We start from the raw sequence: 22,299 nt of genomic DNA, 5'->3' as shown, positions 1-22,299 counted from the left end.
TACAATATATTTAAGTGTAGTGGTCAAGTTAAATTGGCCACGGCTTTAGAGTCATTCCAATATAAACGTTCTGACTCATTTGGCGTTAACCCACCATTATATTGATGGGGTCTAGTTTCACTGTAATATCCAGTGATGTAATTGGTGATCGCTTTGTCTGCTTCTGTAAAATTCCCATAACCACTTGCGGGTACCCATTCAGATTTTAAACTTCTAAAGAAACGCTCCATTGGCGCGTTATCCCAACAATTCCCGCGACGACTCATACTTTGCTCAATTTGAAGACGCCATAATAATTGTCTGAATTTCAAGCTTGTGTAATGTGAATCTTGATCGCTATGATAAATCACATTCTCAGGTTTCCCCCCTTAACTCAAATGCCATTTTCAAGGCTTTGCATGTCAGCTCGCTCTCAGGCGAGAATGACAACGCCCACCCAACAGGTTTACGGGAAAACAGGTCTAGAACCACCGCTAAATATGCCCAACGATTACCAACCCAAACATACGTCATATCGCCACACCAAACTTGATCCGGTTGAGTAACCGCAAACTGTCGATTAAGCGTATTCGGGATCGCTACATGCCCTTATGCAACTTTCTGTATGAATGCTTAGGCTGCTGGCAGCTGACTAATCCAAGCTTTTTCATTAGATTACGTGATCGATAACAACTGAGACTAATTCCTTTGTTAGTCACTAATTGCGCTATCGTTCGAGCACCGGCAGAGCCATTACTAATACGATGCGCGGCCTTCACTTCACTGCATTAAATAGTAAAGTCTGCATCAATATGTTCTTTTCTTTTTAGCCAATATTTATAGTTACTTCGATGCACTTTGAATGCATTACAAATTGTGAGAATAGAGTGGCTCTGCTTGAGTGCGCTGATTAGCGTAAATTGTTCATCGAGTCTGACATCAAGAGAGCGGTAGCCTTTTTTAGGATAAAATTATGCCCCTCAAGACGAGCTATTTTTTTCAGTTCACGAATTTCAATTTGTTCAGGGGGAATGGGAGAGGCTTTTGGCGTGCCACCCTGGCGTTCTAGTGTTAACTGCATTACACATTTATCCATGGTGGATTTACCCACGTTCATCGTCTTTGCAGCTTCGATGATGCTATGGTTGTTATCGAGGACTAATTGAGCTGCTTCAAGTTTGAATTCAGCACTAAATGTTTTTCGGGTTATCGATCTCATGTGTTCACCTAAAGTCATTTACGAGGTAATAATATCACCTCTATTTAGGTGGCCAAAATAACTATGCCACAGTGATTGGGAAACCGATACCGTGTTAGGAAAGCATGGAACAGGTTCAATCGTGACAATTTTAGAGCGAAAACCCCGTTTTTACTTAATAAAGAAAGTGGCGTCAAAATCTGCAGAGGATGTGACTAAGGCGACTATCGAATTATTGATGCCCTACAAGCAATATGTGCACACTATCACTGCCGATAATGGCCGTGAATTCGCTCATCATGAAGTCATTGCCAAGGCGTTAGACACAGCGTTTTATTTTGCTCATCCGTATCGCTCTTGGGAACGTGGAGCTAATGAAAATGCCAATGGTCTATTAAGACAATATGTAAAAAAAGGAACAGATTTAAGGATGGTAAGTGATGAAATAATATTGTTTGCACAGAACAGGAATAATTACCAGTTTCTGTGCAGAAATGTGTCTAATGGAGTGAATTATTTATGGTAAGGCCTATGAATATTAGACACTTTCTAAAGCCTTAAAATAACGATTTGCATATTCAGCTGGTGCAACCCTGCCATTAGCAGTATGGCGCCTTTTCGGATTGTAAAACATCTCAATGTGTTGAAAAATAGTTAACCTAGCTTCTTCTTATGTTTTTGAGCTGAATACGTCTGGCTTTTTCTTTCTTCAAGTTGCTAAAAAACTTCCTGCGACGGCATTATCCCAACAATTTCCACGCCGACTCATATGGAACGTCTAAAACAAAAAGATCGTGACGATTTCTTCATCAGGCTTTTCTGGAGTTTGGTGGACCTCCCACACTTGGGATCGTCCACGGAGAATAAATCAAACTATTGCACAGTTACCATACATGATGAGTCTAATTTTTATCGAATGTCATTATGTTTGCACAATCGGCTCTTACTTTTAACTTAAAGTCAGGCGGATTATGAGTGTTTATCATGTAGATTTGTGGTACAAAACATTCATATTGTTGTACTGTTAATGCTGCTTTATAGATTTTTAGAAGATCACTTTTTCTGCCAATGAATACACACCATTCTCATGAGTGAAGTTGGAGAAGGGTCTAAAATTAGACGTTTGATTTTTCCTTGTTCAAAACACACAATCTCACCTTCGATTTCTGTCATTCGATTACAGTTGTTACAGCTTAAACTTAAGCTTCTGATATTTAGATTGACTATATCCATTTTCATGTTCAATACGAAATCCTTTCAATTGATGCCCTTTAAGTACACATCAAAACAGCTTACTAAGATCACATTAATACAGCTCACTAAGTCACACTTATACTACTTACTTTGATGTATATCAAGTACACCGTTTGCTTTTACCTTCGAAGAAGGTGTGCCTAGATCAAATAGATGAACTTCTCGTTCTAGTTCATCGGTCAATGATTTTCCGTCAGCTTTATCTGATTGTGAAAATGCATATAGTTACTCCTTTCCACAGAAAGTGTCTTTGGATAAATTTTATCTTTTAAAATTTAGTTATCTGATTTTATTTGATTTTAAATGTAATCATTTTTCTATCTGCAAATCTAAGCTAGTTTTTTACTTGTACTCTGTATCTTGAAACGATAAGAATATCACTTTGGCTTGTGCTACATAATCAGGTAAGACAGTCAAAGAAGTAATGGGAGATTACCGAAGTGTTAGTTGTCTGCTAAATCAAGTCAGCAGAGGGGCACAATAACTCCAGTAAACAACGATTTATACAGCACCCTCTTGATAATATTGGTCGGTTTCGGTTTCTGTCTATTGATTGAAATAAATCGAAATAGTCCCAAAATCCCCCGCTGTGAAGTGGGTACTGGCTCTACTCACTATCTTCCATATCACAGATATGTAGTTTGTAGCATCCGAGATATGTGGGACTAATTGAATTATAACTGTTTGTAGTACATAAAAAGTTTCTAAACTGAGTCAGTTACTACTTGGCCAATCTATATGTTCCTCCTTTCATAATAGCTAATTGATAAGTTGGCCGAGTTTGAAGCCGCTTTATCCAAGCCTGTAGGTTAGGGCGTAGCTGCAATAATTCAAAAGAGGCTGCAACCTCTCCGACAAAACTCATCTGAATGTCTGCAGCACTGAATTTCTCATCAACCAAAAAGGTTTTCCCTTCTAGTGAAGCCTCGATGAAGCCCAAATGGTTGTCTAGTTCGCTGTTGATCCTAGGATGCAGAGGTGTTCCACCTTCAGCAAGAGGATCTACATAGATCTTCAAAAGCAGGGGCAACATCGCCGATCCCTCTGCATAGTGAAGCCATTGTACATATTGCTCATAAGCTAAAGTTGTATTCGCTGGGTGCAATTTGTCTCCTGCATACTTCCTTATGAGGTAATCAATAATCGCTCCAGACTCATGAATGATGTTGTTGCCGTCTTCAATGACAGGTGATTTCCCCAGGGGGTGAATCCGAACGAGCTCCTGCGGTGCTAGATGTGTGTCAGGGTCACGTTTATAACATTTTACGTCATATTCGAGGCCTAGCTCTTCGAGTAACCAGAGAATACGTTGTGAGCGTGAATCGTTAAGGTGATGAACAAGGATCATATTTATAGCTCCAAAAAATATTTTACTTTGATTGGGTGTGAACATAGATCGATTAATATTCAATTCGATCATTGGATCATGACTATGCCATAATAAAATTGACTGGTCTAATAATTCGCTATTTAAGACCCTTATAGACATAACATTCAGATTAAATCGTTACAGTTTTTCGCTGAAAGCTACAAAGGAAAACGCACTATCCATGACAGAGAGCCACGCAAACGTGGTGGTTTGGCAGATAAACGCACGAAAGAAGATCAGGTAGTCGTTCTCATCGTCAAAGATCGCAGCGGTGCCACGACAGATTACATGCTCGGCAGACCGAATAAAGAAAAGATTGAATTGGCAATAAAGCCGATTGTCGTTCCTGACTCTATTCTGTGCTCCGATGGTGCGCGTTCTTATTGTTCTTTTGCAAAAGAGAATAACTTGACGCACTACCGAGCTATTACCAGCAAGGGTGAACGGGTGATTGGCAAGCAGTTCCATATACAGAACGTCAATATTTACATGTCCATTACACCTACTAAGCTGGATGGAGCGATTTAACGGAGTAGGAACAGATTATTTTCCCAATTATCTTGGGTGGATGCGGATCATTGATGTTTTGAAAGAAAACCAAGAATTTGATTTAAAGGATTTTATCTCGGATGCGTTCAGTTTCGAATATCACAAAGACGCACTTCTGGAATGATCAACAACTAAATTCACATACCTAGCTCATTGGTTATATCTTTCATTCGAATCATATGTTTTTGAGGTGACATGTCAGATGATATAACTCCGACTAAAACAACTGTATCTTCTCTTTTTGCATAATAGATAACATGATTCTTTATAGGGAATCGAAATGCGTTACTGGAAACTTCTTCAATGTTCGCTCCCGTATTGTGGGTTGTTAGCGAGTGACTGAAGCTTTTTAAACAAGGCGACTTTATATTTGTAACAAAAAGTATAAACCGTTTAGCAAAATCCTCTTTGCTGCATGCTATTCCCTTTCTAGTGCTTTATCTCTTATTTGTAAAGAATAATGACATTTCATGAGATTTATTTTATACAAAACTGCCAAATATTGCTTGTAAAATTCATCTTGAAAGATAAATAGGCTATAGCTGTTCTTCAATAAAAATAACAGATTTTTTTATTGTTTAAGAAAATTCATTGACTAAATGTAGTAGACTGGTCTATTGTTTGTTGGCTTATTTGTTCAGAACAAACCGTTATCGCGATTTACAAGTCGTTCTATCGGCTTTTTATTTACTCTGTGTCATAGACAGGCGGTCTACTGTAGAGCTAATAGAGAGCCGTATCAAGTTCTGAAGCACTGCCGTAATTAATCAAGAGGAGGTCCTTAAATGGCCTACGAATCACTCAATCCATACACTGGCGAACTCCTTTCGTCATTTCCAGATGCAACAAATACTGAAGTAGATCAGGCGATTGAACATGCGCATAATGCGTTTTTGACTTGGAAAGAAACCAGTTTCTCGGAACGGGCTCGAGTCATGCACAATACAGCAGACATATTACGTCGTGACGTTGATTTTTTCGCTAACCTTCTGACTATTGAAATGGGTAAACTCATACCGGAAGCTAAAGCTGAAATCGCTCTTTCAGCAGATATCTTTGACTATTATGCGAATAATGCAGAGAGGCTGTTAGCATCTGAAAAGCTGCCAGTAGCGGATCCCAGTGAGGGAGACGCTGTATTATCCGCTGAACCGCTAGGGATTTTACTGGCAATTGAGCCGTGGAACTTTCCATTCTACCAAGTTGCTCGTATTGCCGCGCCACAATTATCTGCAGGTAACACCATGTTACTCAAGCATGCATCAAATGTGCCACAGGCCGCAGCGGCATTCGAAAAATTGATGTTGGAGGCCGGTTTACCCCAGGGAGCGTTTAAAAACCTTTATGCAACAAGGGCTCAAATCGAAACGATCATCAATGATCCACGCGTTCATGGAGTTGCACTGACCGGATCTGAAGGTGCGGGTTCAATAATTGCCTCGCAAGCCGGTAAAGCGTTGAAAAAATCTACGCTCGAACTTGGCGGAGCTGACGCTTTCGTTGTGCTCGCTGATGCAGAAATGGAGAAAACTATTAAATGGGCTGTTTTTGGACGACATTGGAATGGTGGCCAGGTCTGTGTGTCCTCTAAACGCATGATCATTGTCGATGACGTTTACGACCAATTTTTTGAAGGTTACATCGCCGGTGTTGCTAATCTGAGGGTGGGGGATCCATTAGACCCATCGACGACATTAGCTCCCTTGTCTTCTGAGGCCGCGGCAGAAGAGATTAAAGATAAGATACGCCAAGCGGTTTCTTACGGAGCGACAGCGACCGAAGTAGGACCAAAGGTTCCCAGCTCGGGGGCTTTCGTCCAGCCAACTATTTTGACCGATATTTCTGAAGACAACCCCGCTCGGTATTGGGAATTCTTTGGTCCAGTATCAATGCTGTTCCGCGCGAAGGATGAGGCGGATGCTGTGCGAATCGCCAACGATTCACCATTTGGTCTAGGCGGGTCAGTTTTCACTGCCGATCCCAATCATGGCTACGATGTAGCAAAGCAAATTTCCACAGGCATGGTTTTTGTTAATCACCCGACAATGGCTAAGGCGGATCTACCTTTTGGTGGCATCGGACGTTCGGGGTACGGCAGAGAGTTGATCGGGCTAGGAATCAAGGAGTTCGTTAACCACAAACTCATCTCCGTGGTTGATATCGATGCGCCGTTCTAAGCCGAAAAGTCCTAAACAATGGCAAATTTTAGGTGAAAATAGTCTGGCTGAATAGCAGAGGGTTGATGTAACTGAGTTAACTGTTTGCACTCAGTTACGCTCCCTATTTTTGAATTTACGATAGCGTAAAGCTAGTCAAGCTTTATGCCTAGTGGTCAAAAACTCGATTCAGTTGGGTTTTAGCTTGCGTGCCGATAGTCGATACGACTTTGATCTTTGCTTCATCGTCCAATTGCTGGGTATGGCCTTTGAGGGTGCTTGGCCTGGGCGAGGCATTGGCTATTCCCATATTCTAACGCTACACACGGAAACATTGATTTCCGCCTACACATTGAGACTAAAGGAAATTTGTATGAAAAATTTCAACTTTTACAACCCAACTAGAATATTATTTGGCAAAAATAGCATTGCAGACCTGAAAGATCAGGTCCCTGATGATGCGAAAGTGATGATTCTTTATGGCGGTGGCAGTGCTGAGCGGACAGGTGTTCTGGACCAAGTTCGTTCGGCTTTAGCTGGGCGAACAGTGCTTGAGTTTGGAGGCATTGAACCAAATCCACGCTTTGCTACAGCGATGAAAGCTGTAGAGATGATCCGTGAAAAAGAAATAACTTTCCTGCTAGCGGTTGGTGGTGGGTCTGTCATCGACGCCACAAAGTTTATTGCAGCAGCGGCAAAGTATGATGGTGATACATGGGAAATTCTGACATCACGCGGATCTGTTATTAAGCAGGCGCTGCCGTTTGGCACAGTATTGACCTTACCGGCAACTGGTTCAGAGATGAACTCTGGGGGAGTAATTACAAATCCAGAGAAGGGTGCAAAGCTTCCGTTTAATAGCGTTTATTGCTACCCGATTTTCTCTGTCTTGGATCCGGAGGTCACCTATACTTTACCTACACGACAAATTGCCAATGGTGTGGTGGATGCCTTTGTCCATACCATCGAACAGTATCTGACCTACCCAGCGGCTGCATACGTCCAAGACGGCTTCGCTGAATCTCTGCTGCGCACACTTATAGATCTAGGTCCTAAAGCTCTTGAGACTCCAGAAAATTATGACATTCGTGCCAATCTGATGTGGACAGCGACGATGGCTCTCAACGGGCTGATTGGTGCTGGTGTGCCTCAAGATTGGGCTAGCCACATGATTGGGCATGAGATTACCGCCTTGAATGATACTGACCATGCTCGAACGCTAGCTGTTGTGTTGCCATCGCTGATGAATGATCAACGTGGGCCTAAACGCGAGAAGCTACTTCAATATGCTAGTAATGTCTGGGGTATCCACGAAGGGTCCGACGATGTGCGTATTGATGCTGTGATCGACGCAACATGTGGTTTCTTTGAACAGATGGGTATCAAAACTCGGTTAGGCGACTACGGCATTGATGCACATGATATTGATCATATCGTTACAGCACTGCAGGGCCATGGTATGACAGCACTTGGTGAAAACAAAGCAATTGCCCCAGATGATGCTCGCCGCATTCTTGAAGCTGCTTTGTAGGAGAAATTAAAGATGACACAATCTGAAATAGTAAATCGTAAATTTGTTTTGGCTGAACGCCCTGAAGGTGAACCGACGAAGAGCACCCTAAGGCTTGAAGCTGCTATGGTCCCTTCTATCGGCGACAATCAGATGCTTTTGCGTACCGAATATTTATCACTAGATCCCTATATGCGGGGACGGATGAGTGATGAACCATCATATGCCGCACCAGTGGAGATCGGCGAAGTTATGGTTGGTGGCACGGTCGCGCAGGTTGTAACCTCGAACGTTGATGGCTTTGAAATAGGCGATTGGATACTCAGTTTCAATGGCTGGCAGGATTATGCCCTATCGGATGGTACTGGGTTGACTAACCTTGGTGCATCGCCAGCACATCCGTCCTGGGCGCTCGGTGTCTTGGGCATGCCCGGCTTTACTGCTTGGGCAGGCTTGACGCAGATCGGTGTGCCTAAGCCCGGTGAAACAATTGTTGTGGCTGCTGCGACTGGTCCTGTCGGCGCAACAGTAGGCCAAATCGGTAAGTTATTAGGTTGTCGTGTAGTGGGCATCGCGGGTGGGCCTGAAAAATGTGTTTATGCGGTAGATGAGTTGGGTTTTGACGACTGTATAGATCACAAGGCTAGTGACTTCTCAGATCGTCTTGCCAAGGCTAGTCCTAATGGTATTGATGTCTATTTCGAGAATGTTGGGGGCAAAGTTCTTGATGCGGTTATTCCCCTCCTGAATTCCAATGCACGTATACCAGTGTGTGGGTTGGTATCGCAATATAATGCCACTGAACTGCCAGATGGACCGGATCGAATGAACTGGCTAATGGGTCAAATCCTACATAAGAAGATTAAGGTGCAAGGCTTCATCATCTTTGACGATTTTGGCCATCTCTACCCGAACTTCGCGAAGGAAATGGGCGCGTGGGTTGAAAGCAGTAAGGTGAAATATCGCGAAGAGATTATCGATGGTCTGGAAAATGCTCCAGAAGCTTTCATAGGCCTTCTTAATGGCGATAATTTTGGAAAGCGGGTGATCCGCGTTGGCAATACAAAATAGGAAAATAATATGAAAATTTTGATGATACTAACATCTCATGATGAACTTGGAGACACTGGTAAAAAAACCGGCTTCTGGTTAGAGGAGTTTGCTGCACCCTATTATGTGTTCAAGGATGCCGGAGCCGATATCACTCTAGCTTCGCCCAAAGGAGGGCAACCTCCAATTGACCCTTCCAGCGATAACGCGGACACACAGACTGATGATATCCGCCGATTTAAGGGGGATCTTGAGACTCAAGAGCATCTTGCTAATACGCTGAAGCTGTCAGATATGACTGAAGAAGGGTTCGACGCAATCTTTTATCCTGGAGGGCATGGCCCATTGTGGGATCTTGCTGAAGATGCTGACAGCATACGCCTAATAGAGGCGTTCGCAGCCGCGGACTTACCTGTTGGGGCAGTCTGTCACGCTCCTGCGATATTCCGCCACACCCAAGGTATCGACGGAAACTCCTTAGTTTTTGGGCGACGTGTGACAGGATTCACTAATACAGAAGAAGAGGCCGTTGGCCTGACCAACGTAGTGCCCTTCCTTGTTGAGGATATGCTTAAAGCCAATGGCGGCCATTATGAGAAAGACGTTGATTGGGCAAGCTTTGTGCTGCGAGACGACAAACTCGTCACAGGCCAGAATCCGGCCTCATCGGCTGCCGCTGCACAAGAGATCCTTGCGCTGTTGAAATAAGCGGAAAAGGTTGACTTGACTGACCCTGTTTCATTATTAAGCGTCTCCATATTCCGAAATATAGGAATTCTGGTTGGCTTCAAGGGGCGGTCAATGTCATCCATCATCCCGAAATTGTACCGGGCGGAACTGTTACCGTATTATTTCCGTGCTGGTTTATGGGCTTATCACAACATTCAATTAAGGAGAAAACATATGAGAACAGTCCATCTGAGTTCTGGCTTTGGGTCTATATTGGCTAATGTAATGGCCCTGTTTGCCGCATTATTCATTGCCTTTCCAACGCAAGCCGAAGCTCCTATCCGTTCCAGCAATGATATCCATGTGACAGCGGAAATGTTTAGCTGCATTTATGATTTGCCCAAAGTACGCAATACCTTTCTATTCCATTCTGACCCTAAAAAACTCAAGGAAGCTATCCGTATTTTTACCAAACGTGTCTCTGATACTGAGTATCCTGTTGGTACTGTAATGCAACTTGTTCCGTTTGAAGCGATGGTCAAGCACTCAAGAGAATACTACCCGGACAGTAATGGTTGGGAGTTCCTCGCACTCGATGTGACGGCAAAGAGTACGACGATCACGAGTCGAGGAGATCATGCTGTCAATTTTGAAGGGCGTGAGTGCTTGAGCTGCCATGCAGCGGGCATCAAATACGATTTCGTTTGCGAGAAAGATCACGGCTGCGCACCGTTGTCTATTGGCGACGAAGAGATCGCAGCTTTTCAGGCTGCTGATCCACGCTGCACGTCGGGTCAGATCAAGGATAAGACACGTAAAAATTCGTAACTAGGCGCGATGTCCAATTATATCAGAGAGGGTAAAATCAGGTGAATCGGTTTTGGCAAAACCTTTGCGTAGACCCTGCATTGGTTCCCTCAGTCAAAAATGCACTCTCCTGCCTGCCAGGAAATGAGGAGTTAATATGATTAATACCCCTGAAAACGACCTGTTTTCTCCAGTTGTTGTAGGACCTTATATCCTGAAAAATCGTATAATTATGGCACCTTTGACACGGGCTCGCTCGGCAGAAAGTATTGCCACATCTATGATGCAAGAGTATTACACACAGCGCTCATCGGCGGGTTTGATAATCAGTGAAGGGCTGAACATTTCACCACAAGCAGTGGGCTACGCCTTTACTCCTGGCCTCTGGACAGCTGAACAGATAGAAAGCTGGCGCCCTGTCACTGCGGCCGTCCACGATAAGGGAGGACGGATATTTGCTCAACTTTGGCATGTTGGCCGGGTTTCTCACCCAGATGTGCAGTTGGGAGGAGAACTACCCGTCGCTCCATCTGCAGTCCGTCCCGATGTAGAAGCGTTCACGGCAGGGGGAAAGAAACCGGCATTGATACCAAGGGCGTTGGGTATTGACGAATTACCGGGAATAGTGGCGGATTTTGAGCAGGCTGCCCACAACGCTCTTGTAGCAGGATTTGATGGTGTCGAAATTCATGCCGCAAATGGATACTTGCTTGATCAATTTATGCGTGATGGGGCTAATCGACGTACTGATGCCTATGGCGGGGTGGTAGAAAACCGCATTCGGTTGACTCTTGAAGTTACCAAAGCCGTTGCGGCAATTTGTAATGGCGGCCGCACTGGGCTACGGATATCTCCCATCAGCACGGCCAATGGCCTTAGCGACAGCAACCCCGAACCGGTGTTCAAGGCTCTTGTTGACCAACTCAATGACATCGATTTGGCTTATCTTCACGTTGTTGAGGGAATAACTCGTGGGCCACGCATAGTCAAAGGGGGGTTTAATTTAGATATTTTGCGACAGCGGTTCAAAGGGATATACATGGCTAATAATGGCTATGACCGAGATCTAGCTTTTGCAGCGCGGCATAATGATACCGCTGATCTGATTGCATTCGGGCGCCCCTATATTGCCAACCCTGATCTGGTTACCCGATTAGAGCTTAATTTATCTCTCAATCCGCTTGACAACGCGACGGCATATGGGGGAGGGGCCGCGGGGTATACTGATTACCCATTCTTGCCTGCGAATGATCCTTGGTGATGGTGCTAATTACCTATTATTTTGAAATATAAAAGGAAGATAACTACTATGAAATCACGTAATCTTGGCGCTGGACTGGGCGCTGTCTCTGCTATTGGCCTCGGCTGTATGGGGATGTCTGAGTTCTATGGCCCCTCTAATAAATCTCAATCTCTCGCGACGCTGGAGTATGCACTTGATAAAGGTATTAATTTCTTTGATACCGCGGATACTTATGGTCTTGGCCGTAATGAGGAACTTCTCAGTAGCTTTCTCGCCCGACACCGCGACGAAATCACTCTGGCGACTAAGTTTGGCATTGTACGTGATGGCCCGCTTGAGGAACGCCGAATTGACAATACCACTGCCTACATGATCAAAGCCTGTGAGGCTTCGCTAAAACGCCTGGGTATAGAAACAATCGATCTCTACTATGCTCACCGATTAAATCCAGCTGTTCCAATCGAAGATACTGTGGGCGCGATGGCTGAACTCGTTAAACAAGGTAAAGTACGTGGCCTAGGGTTGAGCGAGGTATCACCCGCTACCCTGCGCCGTGCCCATGCCATTTATCCAATCGCAGCAGTGCAGTCGGAATATTCTCTATGGACGCGCGATCCAGAAGACGGAATATTGCAGACCTGCAAAGAACTTGGTGTAGCATTTATTCCATACAGTCCGCTTGGCCGAGGTTTTTTGACGGGTAATATCAGGTCTGTTGACGACATGGCTGCAGATGACTTTAGACGTACTTCTCAACCACGATTTGAGGGAGATAATTTACAAAAGAATCTGTCCGTGATCGATGCGCTAACTAAGTTTTCAGATTCAAAAGGCTGTACACCGGCACAGTTGGCTTTGGCATGGGTTCTGGCGCAAGGAGAGCACGTTATCCCTATTCCCGGTACACGTACAGAACGTTATATTGACGAAAATATAGGTGCTGGGTCATTGTCTCTGACAGAGGAAGATATTTCTATACTCGGTAAAATAGCTCCGAATGGCACCATTAGCGGCGATCGTTATACTACTGAGGGGATGCAGCACGTCAATATATAACCTCCATTAAGGCCATCTCTCGTGCCAAAGCTCGAAGGTATGAGGCAGCGAAATAACACTCGCATGCAAGAGATGAATAGAGCTCCGCAAGTGTTAACCATGGCCGTTAATCAGTAAATTAATTATTGAACTGACAAAAATGAGAGGATTAATGTTATTGGCGTCAAATGAGCTTCTCGGTGACACCAGGGATAAGACCGGGTTAAAACTCGTAGAGCTAAATCCTCGTGCTACTTAGAATGACTTTGTGATGGCTTCCGCAAAAATGCTGATAGCCACCTCAAGATCTAAGTACCTAGAGACCGTAACTAATTATCGTTTCGAGTTAGGGTACCTGCGGAACGGATCTATTATGTCAAGCTCTCCGAGGATTTGCTCACTGCGTTAGATTCTAGTGGACATGACAATGTAGCCATTTACGGAGAAGCCTATACCTCAAGCGCTACTTGCTAGAAAGTCTGTTGCTGCAGGCTTTAGTTAGCTTAGTTCCCTAGGTACTGATGTTTTTGTTATAGGCTGTGATGCCGGCTACCTATTATCTGGCTAGCAAGTGATGTGCTTTACCAACAAAAAGAAGGGGCACTTATAGTAGTGTTATTCCTGATGAAGGAAATGCTCAAAGCCAGTGGGGGCAGTAAACTGAAATTGATGATTGGCAAATCTATGTTGTGACGTGTGGGTTGCTAGTCACTGGACAGTTTCCGGCTTGCTCCGAAGCTGACATGTACGTTTTGTCTTAAAGGGCAGACAGTTTTCCCCAAAGAGCGTGTCTTGAATGTTATCAGTTACCGAATTAACCATTGATAGGACGTTATTGTCTAAATCAGTTTTTTTAACCGAGTGACTCTGCGGTACAGAGTGCTAAATTAATTGTAACAGGAGTTCGAAAACTCAATGAATAGACTATTAGTCCTAGCGTTAGGAATGTTTTCCATAGGCACTGGCAGTTTCGTTATGGCTGGCCTTCTACCCGAAGTAGCTGCGAGTTTTAATACCAGCGTAGGTGATGCGGCAAGTATGATTGCGGCATTCGCTGTAGCTTATGCTCTGGTTATACCTATTGCCGCGATCCTATTGGTGAATTTTTCGTATAAACCTATTTTAGTTGTGGGCATGCTAATTCTTGCTGCAGGCCATGTGTTCTCAGCACTGGCGCCAACTCTAGAATTAGCTATCGCTGGTCGTGCGATGGGGGGGCTGGGAGGAGCTCTGTTTATGCCAATTGCCGGAGCGGCGGCGACAGCGATAGTCGCGCAAGAGCATTGGGGCCGTTCATTAGCAATCATTACAGCTGGATTGAGTGCGTCAACCGCGATTGGGGCTCCATTGGGAATTGCTCTTTCAACGAGTTTTGGTGACTGGCGGCTTGGTATGTGGCTTGTTGCTGCACTGGCTGGTGCTGCGGCTATTGGGATTGGAACTCTAATGGAACCTATTCCAAGAACGGTCACAAAAAAAAGGAGCAGGGATTTACTTGCCTCAGTAATGAAACCAGCAGTACTGGGATTATTAGGAACAACATTGTTTTTAATGATCGGATCTTATATCGTTCATACTTATGCCAGTGTAATTCTTATGCCTACGACTGGTGGTGACGGCAAAACATTAGCTATTCTAATGGCAGTTTGGGGCGTTGCGGCTACCCTTGGAACTTTTTTCGTCGTTAGGCTTACCGACCGATGGGGTACAAGGCCGATTATCTTTTTCGGGCTCTCGATTTTGAGTGTAAACTTCTTACTGTTGCCATATCTTACCAATTCAACGTTCGTATCTATTTTGTCACTTGCGCTCTGGGGAGCGATTGCTTGGAGCTGCTTGGTACCTCTGCAGCACCAGCTAGTCAAAGTTGCACCTACTAGTGCATCCATCGTGCTGGGCCTTAACACATCAGCTATATATCTAGGCGTTTCGTTCTCAGCGTCCATTGGAAAACATGTATCTCAAACACTTGGAAGTGAGTACTTGAGCATAGTTGCGGCCGGATTTACGATTCTGGCCTTGGCAATATATGAGGTACATCGGATTATTGTAAACCGGAATTTGAAAATGCTCAGCACCTTACAGGGCTAGTTTTCATTATGGCCCTTAGTGACATTTTCAATGCAAAATCAATATTTTTCGCTTTGAGATAAGAGTGAGTACATTCATTTGCACAAAAATGTGGCATATGTAAGCGATCATTTATTCTTTGCTTACCTTACCGCAAAATTTGCTTTTGTCACAGTAGCAAACACAATCTTGTCAGTGTGAGTCGAGTCATAAATAGTAAACGATATAACCTTTTTAGCTAAGATATTAACCTAAGGGGTATTTGTATTGCGGTATCTAGGCCTATAGTTAGATCTGACGGTTCTCCGAGCTTTTTGTCCTACGTCAACGATATGGACAGTTAGCCGTGGTAATTTTGCCACCGGGGTGAGTAAATAAATGCACTTACCTCCCACACTTGGAAAGGTTAACATGTCCCAATTACAAGACAGTTTTGGTCGACGTTTTCATTATTTACGAATGTCAGTGACTGATGTTTGTAACTTCAAATGTACTTATTGCTTGCCCGACGGCTATCGCCCAGACGGTAAACCTACGTTTTTAACTCTCAACGAGATTGAAAATTTAGTTGCTGGTTTTGGTGATGTCGGTACGCAAAAAATTCGTATCACTGGTGGCGAACCCACACTTCGTAAAGACTTTACCGACATAGTGCGGATTGTTGCCGATAATCCTAATATTAATACTGTCGCCATGACAACTAATGGCTATCGCTTACAGCAACATGCCAAAGAATGGTATGACGCCGGATTGCGACGCATTAATGTGTCAGTTGATAGCTTAGATCCTAAAATGTTTTACCAAATTACCGGTGAAAATAAATTCGACCAAGTGATGCGTGGTATTGATGCCGCACTTGAGGCTGGGTTTGAGCGAGTCAAGATTAATGCCGTGTTGTTAAAAGGTCTTAATGATAAAGATTTACCGCGTTTTTTACATTGGATTAAAAATACACCCATTGATCTACGTTTTATTGAGTTGATGGAAACTGGTTTAGGCCGTGATTATTTTAACGCCCATCATCTCGCTGGCGTCGATATTAAAAAACAACTTGAACGAGAAGGCTGGTTATATGATCTGCCTGATGTTGATGATGGTCCAGCACAAAACTTCAGTCATACAGATTACAAAGGCCGTATTGGGCTAATCATGCCTTATGCAAAAAACTTTTGTGCCAGTTGCAACCGTTTACGTGTCTCTGCAAAAGGTAAATTACATCTATGTTTGTTTACTGAAAATGGCGTGGATTTACGTGATTTACTCCAAGATGCTTCTCAACGAGATGAATTAATTAGCCGTTTACACGGTCAATTAGCTCAGAAAAAAGAAACCCACTTTTTACATCAAGGCATTACTGGCGTGACTCAACATCTTGCCTCAATTGGTGGTTAAGCTATTTTAAGACTAATCAAACTGATACGACACCCACAATGTCAGTGACGCTCAGTCGATAGACATTGAATTTTAATAAGGCTGTAAAAGTATGAGCGATCGTTTTACCCATATTAACGCCGATGGCAATGCCCATATGGTCGATGTTACTGAAAAAGCGGTCACCGAGCGTGAAGCTCGTGCTGAAGCCTTTATTGATATGGCACCAGATACCTTAACCATGATCATGAGTGGTAGCCATCACAAAGGTGATGTGTTCGCTACAGCACGTATCGCGGGTATTCAAGCCGCAAAAAAAACTTCAGATTTAATTCCTTTATGTCATCCACTAATGCTAACTAAAGTAGAAGTAGATCTAGAGGCTCAACCTGAAAATAATCGTGTTCGCATTACCAGTTTGTGTAAGCTGTCTGGTAAAACCGGTGTCGAAATGGAAGCCTTAACCGCAGCGTCTGTGGCGGCATTAACGATATACGATATGTGTAAGGCTGTGCAAAAGGACATGATTATTTCTCAAGTCCGCTTGCTTGAAAAACGCGGTGGTAAGTCTGGGCATTTTAAAGCCTAATCAGTTAATTATCACTAGCGTAAATTTAAATACGTTTTATGAATAAATACGTTGAGAGACTACTATGATCCAAGTGTTATTTTTTGCCCAAATCCGTGAACTATTAGGTACCGCTAAAGTTGAACATTGTGCCGACAATATAGATACCGCCGAAACGTTACGCGTAGCGCTTGCTGCCACAGATGATAAGTGGGCAAAAGTGTTGGCATCGGATAAATTATTGGTCGCGATTAATCAAACTATGAGCCAGTGGGATTCGCCTGTAAACGATGGTGATGAAGTCGCCTTTTTCCCTCCAGTTACGGGAGGTTAGAATGAATAATCAAATCATGGTGCGAGTGCACACCGAAGACTTTAATGTTGCAGATGAATATGCGCTGCTGGCCTGTGATAATCAGGACGGTGCTGTAGTTAATTTTGTCGGTAAAGTGCGGGACTTTAATGATGGCAGTGCGGTAACCGATTTAACCCTAGAGAATTATCCTGGGATGACAGAATCAGTATTAATGCAGATTAGTGAACAGGCTTGTGAACGCTGGCCATTAAACAAAGTGACCATTATTCACCGTTTCGGTACGATGTCGCTCGGCGAACAAATTGTATTTATTGGTGTGACCAGTGCCCATCGTAAAGCGGCTTTTGCTACCTGTGAGTTTTTAATCGACTTTTTAAAAACGAAAGCGCCTTTCTGGAAACTTGAAGCGGGTGACGATGGTGCTAAATGGGTTGAAGCACGTGATAGCGATCAACAAGCAGCTAAAACGTGGCAAAAATAATTTTCCATATTGCTCGTAAATAGCGAGGGTAAATCTTCAATGTATTTCATCAATACCATTGTTCATTTTTTTAATCGGCTTTCGTTGAAGTTTTATACTGGCGGTATCTCGGCGTTACTTGCGATTATTAGTTTAGTTGGATTTAGTTCAGCAAGCATAGCCAGTGACACACCAGCTATTGCCGCCGCTGCAAATATTCAGTTTGCTGTGGCTGAAATTGCCACACGCTTTGAGCAGCAAACGGGGCTATCTGTAAGACTCAGTTATGGTTCATCAGGCAATTTTGTCACTCAGATTAAGCATGGTGCGCCTTTTGAGTTAATGCTCAGTGCTGATGAAGATTATATTGATATTCTGCATCAAGCTGGCTTGACTCAAAATAAAAGCATTATTTATGCCATTGGTCGATTAGCATTGGCTGCGCCTAAATCATCACCACTCATTTTGGACCCTGAATTAGTTGGATTAACGCAATTAATCAACGATGGTAAATTGTCGCGGTTTGCGATTGCCAATCCTGATCATGCTCCTTATGGTGAGCGTGCCCGAGAAGTCCTTAAAGCGAAAGGTTTATGGGATGCGGTGCAGCCTAAATTAATTTTAGGCGAAAATGCCTCACAAGCCGCCCAGTTTACCATCAGTGGATCAACCCAAGGAGGAATCGTACCATTATCATTGGCGCTAACGCCTGAGTTTATCAAGCGTGGTAACTATGTCGAGATCCCCGATGCTCTGTATCAACCGATCAATCAACGGATGGCATTAATGCCCAATGCCTCTAAAACGGCAGAACGTTTTTATCAATATATGCAATCACCTGATGCACAGGAAGTTCTCTCTCAATTTGGGTTTAATTTACCCATCCATGTTATTCGTAAGGTGGATTAATGGATTGGCAAGCTCTGTGGTTGTCGGTCAAACTGAGCTGTTTTACGGTGATATTACTCATTCCACTGGCCATTTTTGTTGGTCGTGAGTTAGCCTACTGCCAGTTTAAGGGAAAGTCATGGCTAGAGGCTTTAATCATGGTGCCATTAGTGTTGCCACCTACTGTCATAGGTTATTACTTATTAGTGGGTTTAGGTGACCAGAGCATCATTGGTCAATGGGTTGAGCAGTTAGCTGGGCAACAACTTGTGTTTCATTTTTCTGGTTTAGTGATAGCCTCTATTATTGTCAATATTCCCTTTGCCGTTCAGCCGATACAACGTGCGTTTGAAACCGTTCCTATCGATATTCGCGACGCAGCTGCTTGTTGTGGTATGAGTCGTGTACGTATTTTTTTTCGAGTAGAATTACCCATGATTTGGCCTGGTGTATTAACTGCCGTTGTATTGTGTTTTTCCCATGTCTTAGGTGAATTTGGTGTGGTATTAATGCTGGGTGGAAACATTGCAGGTGAAACCAGAACCATTTCAATAGCGATTTATGATAGTGTTCAGGCATTCGATTTTGATTCAGCTGGGATGATGTCTTTGGTCTTACTCGTTTTTGCTGTGAGTGCGCTAGCGCTGACTACCAGTATGTCGAGGCGTTTAGGAGGGCATCATGGCGCCTCGCAACGCTGATCTTACATGTGATATTTCACAAACATTCCCCATACCACTTGAAGCGCACTTCAGTTGTCGGGCAGGTGAAGTTTTAGCCGTTGTAGGCCCTTCTGGTGGCGGTAAAACAACCTTATTGAGAATGATTGCCGGTTTAACCTTTCCTCAACAGGGCCAGATTCGTTATGGGGATGCGGTATGGTTTGATGAACAACAATCTATTTCTTTGACCCCTCAGCAAAGGCATATTGGCTATTTGCCGCAGCATTTTGGCTTGTTCCCGCATTTATCAGCATTAGATAATGTCATTTCTGGGCTTGACCATATACCCAAAGCATTACGTAAACAGCGTGCGCTAGATTGGTTAGATCGTGTCAACTTACATGGTTTTCCTAATCGTTTACCCGCTCAACTGTCCGGTGGACAACGCCAACGAGTTGCTCTTGCTCGAGCACTGGCTCGAGAGCCTGCTATTTTGCTGCTTGATGAACCTTTTTCTGCAGTTGATAAAGAAACTCGTGAGCGCTTATATATTGAATTAGCTCACTTAAAACAACAATTGTCTATTCCCATCGTTATGGTGACGCACGACATTCATGAGGCCTTATTATTGGCCGATAAAATGATATTGATTAGCCAAGGGAAAATGCTCCAGCACGGCGAGCCATTTGAAGTGATATCTCATCCCAATGACGAAGCTGTGGCAAGGCAAATGGGCTTGAGAAATATTTTTGACGGTCAAGTTGTCGAGCAAGACACAGAGCGTAATATGACTACGTTTACCTTGGGCCATGAACTGATTGTTAGCGACAGTGCCCCAAAATTAACGATTGGCCAAAATATTCGCTGGGTTATTCCAAATCAAGGTATCCGCTTTAATACCATTAGCAGTGGCCGTTTATGCAAAAGCATAAATAAGTTAGAAGTGCTGATTGAGTCTGTATTGGTAATGGGCGAGTCTTCGAGAGTGATGGCATCAGTGATTGATGTCGGATCAATCATTAATGCCGATGTGCCTACACATCTAGTCCGTAAGTTAGCGCTTGAGGCCGGAGTGAAGACGACTATTGCACTTAAGTCCGATCAAATTCATATTCTGAACCCGTAAAATCGCGTAATCACATCATAAAATGGTATTTATGATCAATTATTAAACTTAGATTTCTTGGGACTTTGGCTGCTCTTAGGAAAGTAGTCGAGTGATAAAGTTTCAATTCTGTAGAGGCTAATGATGGTTCGGTTGCTTATAACAATATGCTTTCTTCCATGTGCAGTGATGGCTACTCCATCTACACATTCTTTACTGCTCAATGGCGAATTTTTAAAGCCTATAACAGTGCTCATTTATAAGTTTATATAAGGCTATTTTAAGGCTTGTAGTTTGTTGCTTCGCATTTAGGGCAAGGAGGAAGTATATCGGAGTTATCATCTAAAATTACTCTTTGCCCACATTTTGTGCATGTGTATACACCTTTCCCTGGTTTTTCGTCTGTACTCGACATAAATAGATCTCCTTTATAACTACAATGAACAATATAAAATAAATTATTGATTCCTAAAATGCGGCAAAAAAGAACAATGCAAGAGTTATTTTTAAGCAAATTTTAATAGAATACTTTCTAATTACTATTGTGATGCTTTAACGACATTGTCATATTTCGTTTGAAAATAAACTACGTTAAAACATTTTGCCCAAATTTAGTTTGGAATATGGCCTGTGGTCACTAATGTCTTGGCTTTACCCACACTAGGCCAAGAGGAAACTAACGATGGTTCCCTCTTTGAGCTTCCTGCCACCCATAATCCACGAATAAAAAGTCCTGTAACTATACTGAAATCATAATGATGATTATAATGATGATTATAATTTGGAGTTTTATAATTGAGGCGACAACAATCCTGACATAGGGCGTGAATAGGAACTTAAAGAATTAGCAGAGATGATTGATAATGAGTTTTCGTATGAAAAGGATTAGGTGCATTTGTCTAAATATTGGGGTAGCCTCAATTCAAGAGTATAATAGAGATAAAGCTCATCATTCCTTAATACGATAAGGCTAGAGTAACGGAGTTCATTATTATGCGTAATACTTGTAACTGGCATATATTCGATGGTAACCATCATCTTCTTCAAGAAAGTGAAGAGTACACTAGCTGGTTTGATGGAAGCAGATCGACTGAAGTATTAGAACATTCATTACATGATAATTACCATCAAGCTGAACATAACAGAGCATTTTTTAATAATCGTAACATATTGGTAATCAATGTAATGTCGTCTCCATGCAGTGGTAAGACAAGTCTGTTAGAAGCTAGTATTGGGATATTGGAAGAATACGGTGTTGGTGTTGCAGTTATCGAGAGCAATCTAGGAACAGGCAATGATACCAACTTGATCCGTAAATATGGAACCTCCGTTCTTCAGATTACTCCCCGTGTGGATCGTCATCTAGATGCAGGTATGATAAACAAAGCTATCATGGAACTTGATTTTGACAAAGTTGATATTCTGTTTATGGAAAATGTCGTTAATTTTGTTTGTCCAGTAATATTTGATCTTGGCCAACATCTGAACATTGTACTTTTATCTGTAGCTGAAGGAGATGATAAGGCCTCTAAATATCCGGTAATATTTCAAGAGGCTGATGCCGTATTACTGACCAAGGCTGACCTATTACCTGATTTTGATAACTTTTCAATTCAGAGTGTAAAACGAGCAGTGTGTGAATTATCCGATAAAACCGATATTATAACTTTATCAGCTAAAAATGGAATAGGAATGGATATTTGGGTAACCTGGCTGCAAGAATCGCTAATACAATATCGTAGTTCACAGCATCACAATATGGCTCTTTGATAAATAAACTTACCATGTTAATTTTATCAGCGACTTTGTAAGGGTTTGTTTATGTTGTATTCTTTGTAATTGTATAGATAATTTTCTTACTACTTATTCATATATGTATATATCTGAAAAATCAGGTTTGTAGAAAGTTCATGATAATTAAATCGTATATAATTACAAGAGTATGTCAGAGTTGCGAATCATTGGTAATCTCCCCATTTTTAGCTGAGATCAAAAGTAGAGACTTAGGCCACTAGTGCCAGTTTTTGCTTTGGTGGGACA

At 42.9% G+C, this 22,299-nt stretch carries 18 protein-coding genes, 3 pseudogenes and 1 riboswitch; of the genes and pseudogenes, 18 read left to right on the top strand and 3 right to left on the bottom strand.

The window, feature by feature from the left end; genetic code table 11:
- Positions 1-23 precede the first annotated feature (23 nt).
- Positions 24-1,198 (bottom strand): annotated as a pseudogene (locus AAEY98_RS18870) (IS3 family transposase).
- 73 nt (positions 1,199-1,271) lie between these two features.
- Between AAEY98_RS18870 and AAEY98_RS18865 the strand changes: the two are divergent.
- Positions 1,272-1,703, top strand: a pseudogene (locus tag AAEY98_RS18865) (IS30 family transposase); the annotation flags it as partial.
- Between the two features lie 1,449 nt (positions 1,704-3,152).
- Here the strand turns inward: AAEY98_RS18865 and AAEY98_RS18860 are convergent.
- Positions 3,153-3,842: a glutathione S-transferase gene (locus AAEY98_RS18860; protein WP_351018803.1), complete on the bottom strand. Its 690-nt coding sequence runs from the start codon at positions 3,840-3,842 to the stop codon at positions 3,153-3,155.
- 102 nt (positions 3,843-3,944) lie between these two features.
- Between AAEY98_RS18860 and AAEY98_RS18855 the strand changes: the two are divergent.
- The 16 genes and pseudogenes from AAEY98_RS18855 to AAEY98_RS18780 all read left to right on the top strand — a co-directional run.
- A pseudogene (locus AAEY98_RS18855) lies at positions 3,945-4,395 on the top strand (IS1595 family transposase); the annotation flags it as partial.
- Between the two features lie 739 nt (positions 4,396-5,134).
- Positions 5,135-6,526: an NAD-dependent succinate-semialdehyde dehydrogenase gene (locus AAEY98_RS18850; protein ID WP_351018800.1), complete on the top strand. Its 1,392-nt coding sequence runs from the start codon at positions 5,135-5,137 to the stop codon at positions 6,524-6,526.
- A 352-nt stretch (positions 6,527-6,878) separates the two neighbouring features.
- A complete protein-coding gene (locus AAEY98_RS18845; RefSeq protein ID WP_351018797.1) occupies positions 6,879-8,036 on the top strand; it encodes an iron-containing alcohol dehydrogenase in 1,158 nt (385 codons plus the stop codon).
- A gap of 12 nt (positions 8,037-8,048) precedes the next feature.
- Positions 8,049-9,086, top strand: a complete 1,038-nt coding sequence (gene curA / locus AAEY98_RS18840) for an NADPH-dependent curcumin/dihydrocurcumin reductase (protein ID WP_351018794.1) — start codon at positions 8,049-8,051, stop codon at positions 9,084-9,086.
- A 9-nt stretch (positions 9,087-9,095) separates the two neighbouring features.
- Positions 9,096-9,773, top strand: a complete 678-nt coding sequence (locus AAEY98_RS18835; protein WP_188926980.1) for a type 1 glutamine amidotransferase domain-containing protein — start codon at positions 9,096-9,098, stop codon at positions 9,771-9,773.
- Between the two features lie 93 nt (positions 9,774-9,866).
- Positions 9,867-10,562, top strand: a complete 696-nt coding sequence (locus tag AAEY98_RS18830) for a hypothetical protein (protein ID WP_351018790.1) — start codon at positions 9,867-9,869, stop codon at positions 10,560-10,562.
- 136 nt (positions 10,563-10,698) lie between these two features.
- Positions 10,699-11,802 (top strand): alkene reductase, encoded by a 1,104-nt coding sequence (locus AAEY98_RS18825; protein WP_351018787.1) that lies wholly within the window; start codon positions 10,699-10,701, stop codon positions 11,800-11,802.
- Between the two features lie 48 nt (positions 11,803-11,850).
- Positions 11,851-12,840 carry an aldo/keto reductase gene (locus tag AAEY98_RS18820; protein WP_351018784.1) on the top strand — a complete coding sequence of 330 codons (990 nt, stop codon included), beginning with the start codon at positions 11,851-11,853 and terminating at the stop codon, positions 12,838-12,840.
- A gap of 894 nt (positions 12,841-13,734) precedes the next feature.
- Complete coding sequence (locus AAEY98_RS18815) at positions 13,735-14,910, top strand: MFS transporter (RefSeq protein ID WP_188926984.1); 1,176 nt, start codon at positions 13,735-13,737, stop codon at positions 14,908-14,910.
- A 270-nt stretch (positions 14,911-15,180) separates the two neighbouring features.
- A riboswitch (molybdenum cofactor riboswitch) is annotated at positions 15,181-15,313 on the top strand.
- Entirely contained in the window at positions 15,301-16,281 is a 981-nt protein-coding gene (moaA, locus tag AAEY98_RS18810) for a GTP 3',8-cyclase MoaA (protein WP_188926985.1), read from the top strand. Its footprint overlaps the riboswitch before it by 13 nt.
- Positions 16,282-16,372: 91 nt before the next feature.
- Positions 16,373-16,849 (top strand): cyclic pyranopterin monophosphate synthase MoaC, encoded by a 477-nt coding sequence (gene moaC, locus AAEY98_RS18805; protein WP_351018779.1) that lies wholly within the window; start codon positions 16,373-16,375, stop codon positions 16,847-16,849.
- Between the two features lie 64 nt (positions 16,850-16,913).
- Positions 16,914-17,162 (top strand): molybdopterin synthase sulfur carrier subunit, encoded by a 249-nt coding sequence (gene moaD, locus AAEY98_RS18800; protein ID WP_137224607.1) that lies wholly within the window; start codon positions 16,914-16,916, stop codon positions 17,160-17,162.
- Position 17,163: 1 nt separating this feature from the next.
- Positions 17,164-17,625 carry a molybdopterin synthase catalytic subunit MoaE gene (moaE, locus tag AAEY98_RS18795; RefSeq protein WP_351018775.1) on the top strand — a complete coding sequence of 154 codons (462 nt, stop codon included), beginning with the start codon at positions 17,164-17,166 and terminating at the stop codon, positions 17,623-17,625.
- A 39-nt stretch (positions 17,626-17,664) separates the two neighbouring features.
- Complete coding sequence (modA, locus tag AAEY98_RS18790) at positions 17,665-18,513, top strand: molybdate ABC transporter substrate-binding protein (protein ID WP_188926988.1); 849 nt, start codon at positions 17,665-17,667, stop codon at positions 18,511-18,513.
- Positions 18,513-19,193, top strand: coding sequence for a molybdate ABC transporter permease subunit (gene modB, locus AAEY98_RS18785; protein WP_188926989.1), 681 nt, complete (start codon positions 18,513-18,515; stop codon positions 19,191-19,193). Before modA ends, modB begins: the two co-directional genes overlap by 1 nt.
- A complete protein-coding gene (locus AAEY98_RS18780) occupies positions 19,174-20,280 on the top strand; it encodes an ABC transporter ATP-binding protein (RefSeq protein ID WP_351018770.1) in 1,107 nt (368 codons plus the stop codon). Before modB ends, AAEY98_RS18780 begins: the two co-directional genes overlap by 20 nt.
- A 259-nt stretch (positions 20,281-20,539) precedes the next feature.
- Here AAEY98_RS18780 and AAEY98_RS18775 read toward each other — a convergent pair whose 3' ends face one another.
- Complete coding sequence (locus tag AAEY98_RS18775; protein ID WP_188926991.1) at positions 20,540-20,674, bottom strand: zinc ribbon-containing protein; 135 nt, start codon at positions 20,672-20,674, stop codon at positions 20,540-20,542.
- Between the two features lie 578 nt (positions 20,675-21,252).
- Between AAEY98_RS18775 and hypB the strand changes: the two genes are divergently transcribed.
- A complete protein-coding gene (gene hypB, locus AAEY98_RS18770) occupies positions 21,253-22,029 on the top strand; it encodes a hydrogenase nickel incorporation protein HypB (protein WP_351018766.1) in 777 nt (258 codons plus the stop codon).
- Positions 22,030-22,299 lie beyond the last annotated feature (270 nt).

It is taken from the genome of Shewanella sp. AC91-MNA-CIBAN-0169, from assembly GCF_040310165.1.
In the GTDB taxonomy this organism is placed as follows: domain Bacteria; phylum Pseudomonadota; class Gammaproteobacteria; order Enterobacterales; family Shewanellaceae; genus Shewanella.
This window is presented reverse-complemented; position numbering and strand designations above follow the sequence as displayed.

What these genes read in the sequence shown, in the direction of transcription:
- moaA (WP_188926985.1), top strand. Translation starts at nt 15,301, where the DNA reads ATGTCCCAATTACAAGACAGTTTTGGTCGACGTTTTCATTATTTACGA.
- AAEY98_RS18835 (WP_188926980.1), top strand. Translation starts at nt 9,096, where the DNA reads ATGAAAATTTTGATGATACTAACATCTCATGATGAACTTGGAGACACT.
- moaD (WP_137224607.1), top strand. Translation starts at nt 16,914, where the DNA reads ATGATCCAAGTGTTATTTTTTGCCCAAATCCGTGAACTATTAGGTACC.
- AAEY98_RS18820 (WP_351018784.1), top strand. Translation starts at nt 11,851, where the DNA reads ATGAAATCACGTAATCTTGGCGCTGGACTGGGCGCTGTCTCTGCTATT.
- AAEY98_RS18825 (WP_351018787.1), top strand. Translation starts at nt 10,699, where the DNA reads ATGATTAATACCCCTGAAAACGACCTGTTTTCTCCAGTTGTTGTAGGA.
- AAEY98_RS18850 (WP_351018800.1), top strand. Translation starts at nt 5,135, where the DNA reads ATGGCCTACGAATCACTCAATCCATACACTGGCGAACTCCTTTCGTCA.
- AAEY98_RS18775 (WP_188926991.1), bottom strand. Translation starts at nt 20,674, where the DNA reads ATGTCGAGTACAGACGAAAAACCAGGGAAAGGTGTATACACATGCACA.
- AAEY98_RS18845 (WP_351018797.1), top strand. Translation starts at nt 6,879, where the DNA reads ATGAAAAATTTCAACTTTTACAACCCAACTAGAATATTATTTGGCAAA.
- modA (WP_188926988.1), top strand. Translation starts at nt 17,665, where the DNA reads ATGTATTTCATCAATACCATTGTTCATTTTTTTAATCGGCTTTCGTTG.
- modB (WP_188926989.1), top strand. Translation starts at nt 18,513, where the DNA reads ATGGATTGGCAAGCTCTGTGGTTGTCGGTCAAACTGAGCTGTTTTACG.
- AAEY98_RS18815 (WP_188926984.1), top strand. Translation starts at nt 13,735, where the DNA reads ATGAATAGACTATTAGTCCTAGCGTTAGGAATGTTTTCCATAGGCACT.
- AAEY98_RS18830 (WP_351018790.1), top strand. Translation starts at nt 9,867, where the DNA reads ATGTCATCCATCATCCCGAAATTGTACCGGGCGGAACTGTTACCGTAT.
- AAEY98_RS18780 (WP_351018770.1), top strand. Translation starts at nt 19,174, where the DNA reads ATGGCGCCTCGCAACGCTGATCTTACATGTGATATTTCACAAACATTC.
- moaC (WP_351018779.1), top strand. Translation starts at nt 16,373, where the DNA reads ATGAGCGATCGTTTTACCCATATTAACGCCGATGGCAATGCCCATATG.
- curA (WP_351018794.1), top strand. Translation starts at nt 8,049, where the DNA reads ATGACACAATCTGAAATAGTAAATCGTAAATTTGTTTTGGCTGAACGC.
- moaE (WP_351018775.1), top strand. Translation starts at nt 17,164, where the DNA reads ATGAATAATCAAATCATGGTGCGAGTGCACACCGAAGACTTTAATGTT.
- hypB (WP_351018766.1), top strand. Translation starts at nt 21,253, where the DNA reads ATGCGTAATACTTGTAACTGGCATATATTCGATGGTAACCATCATCTT.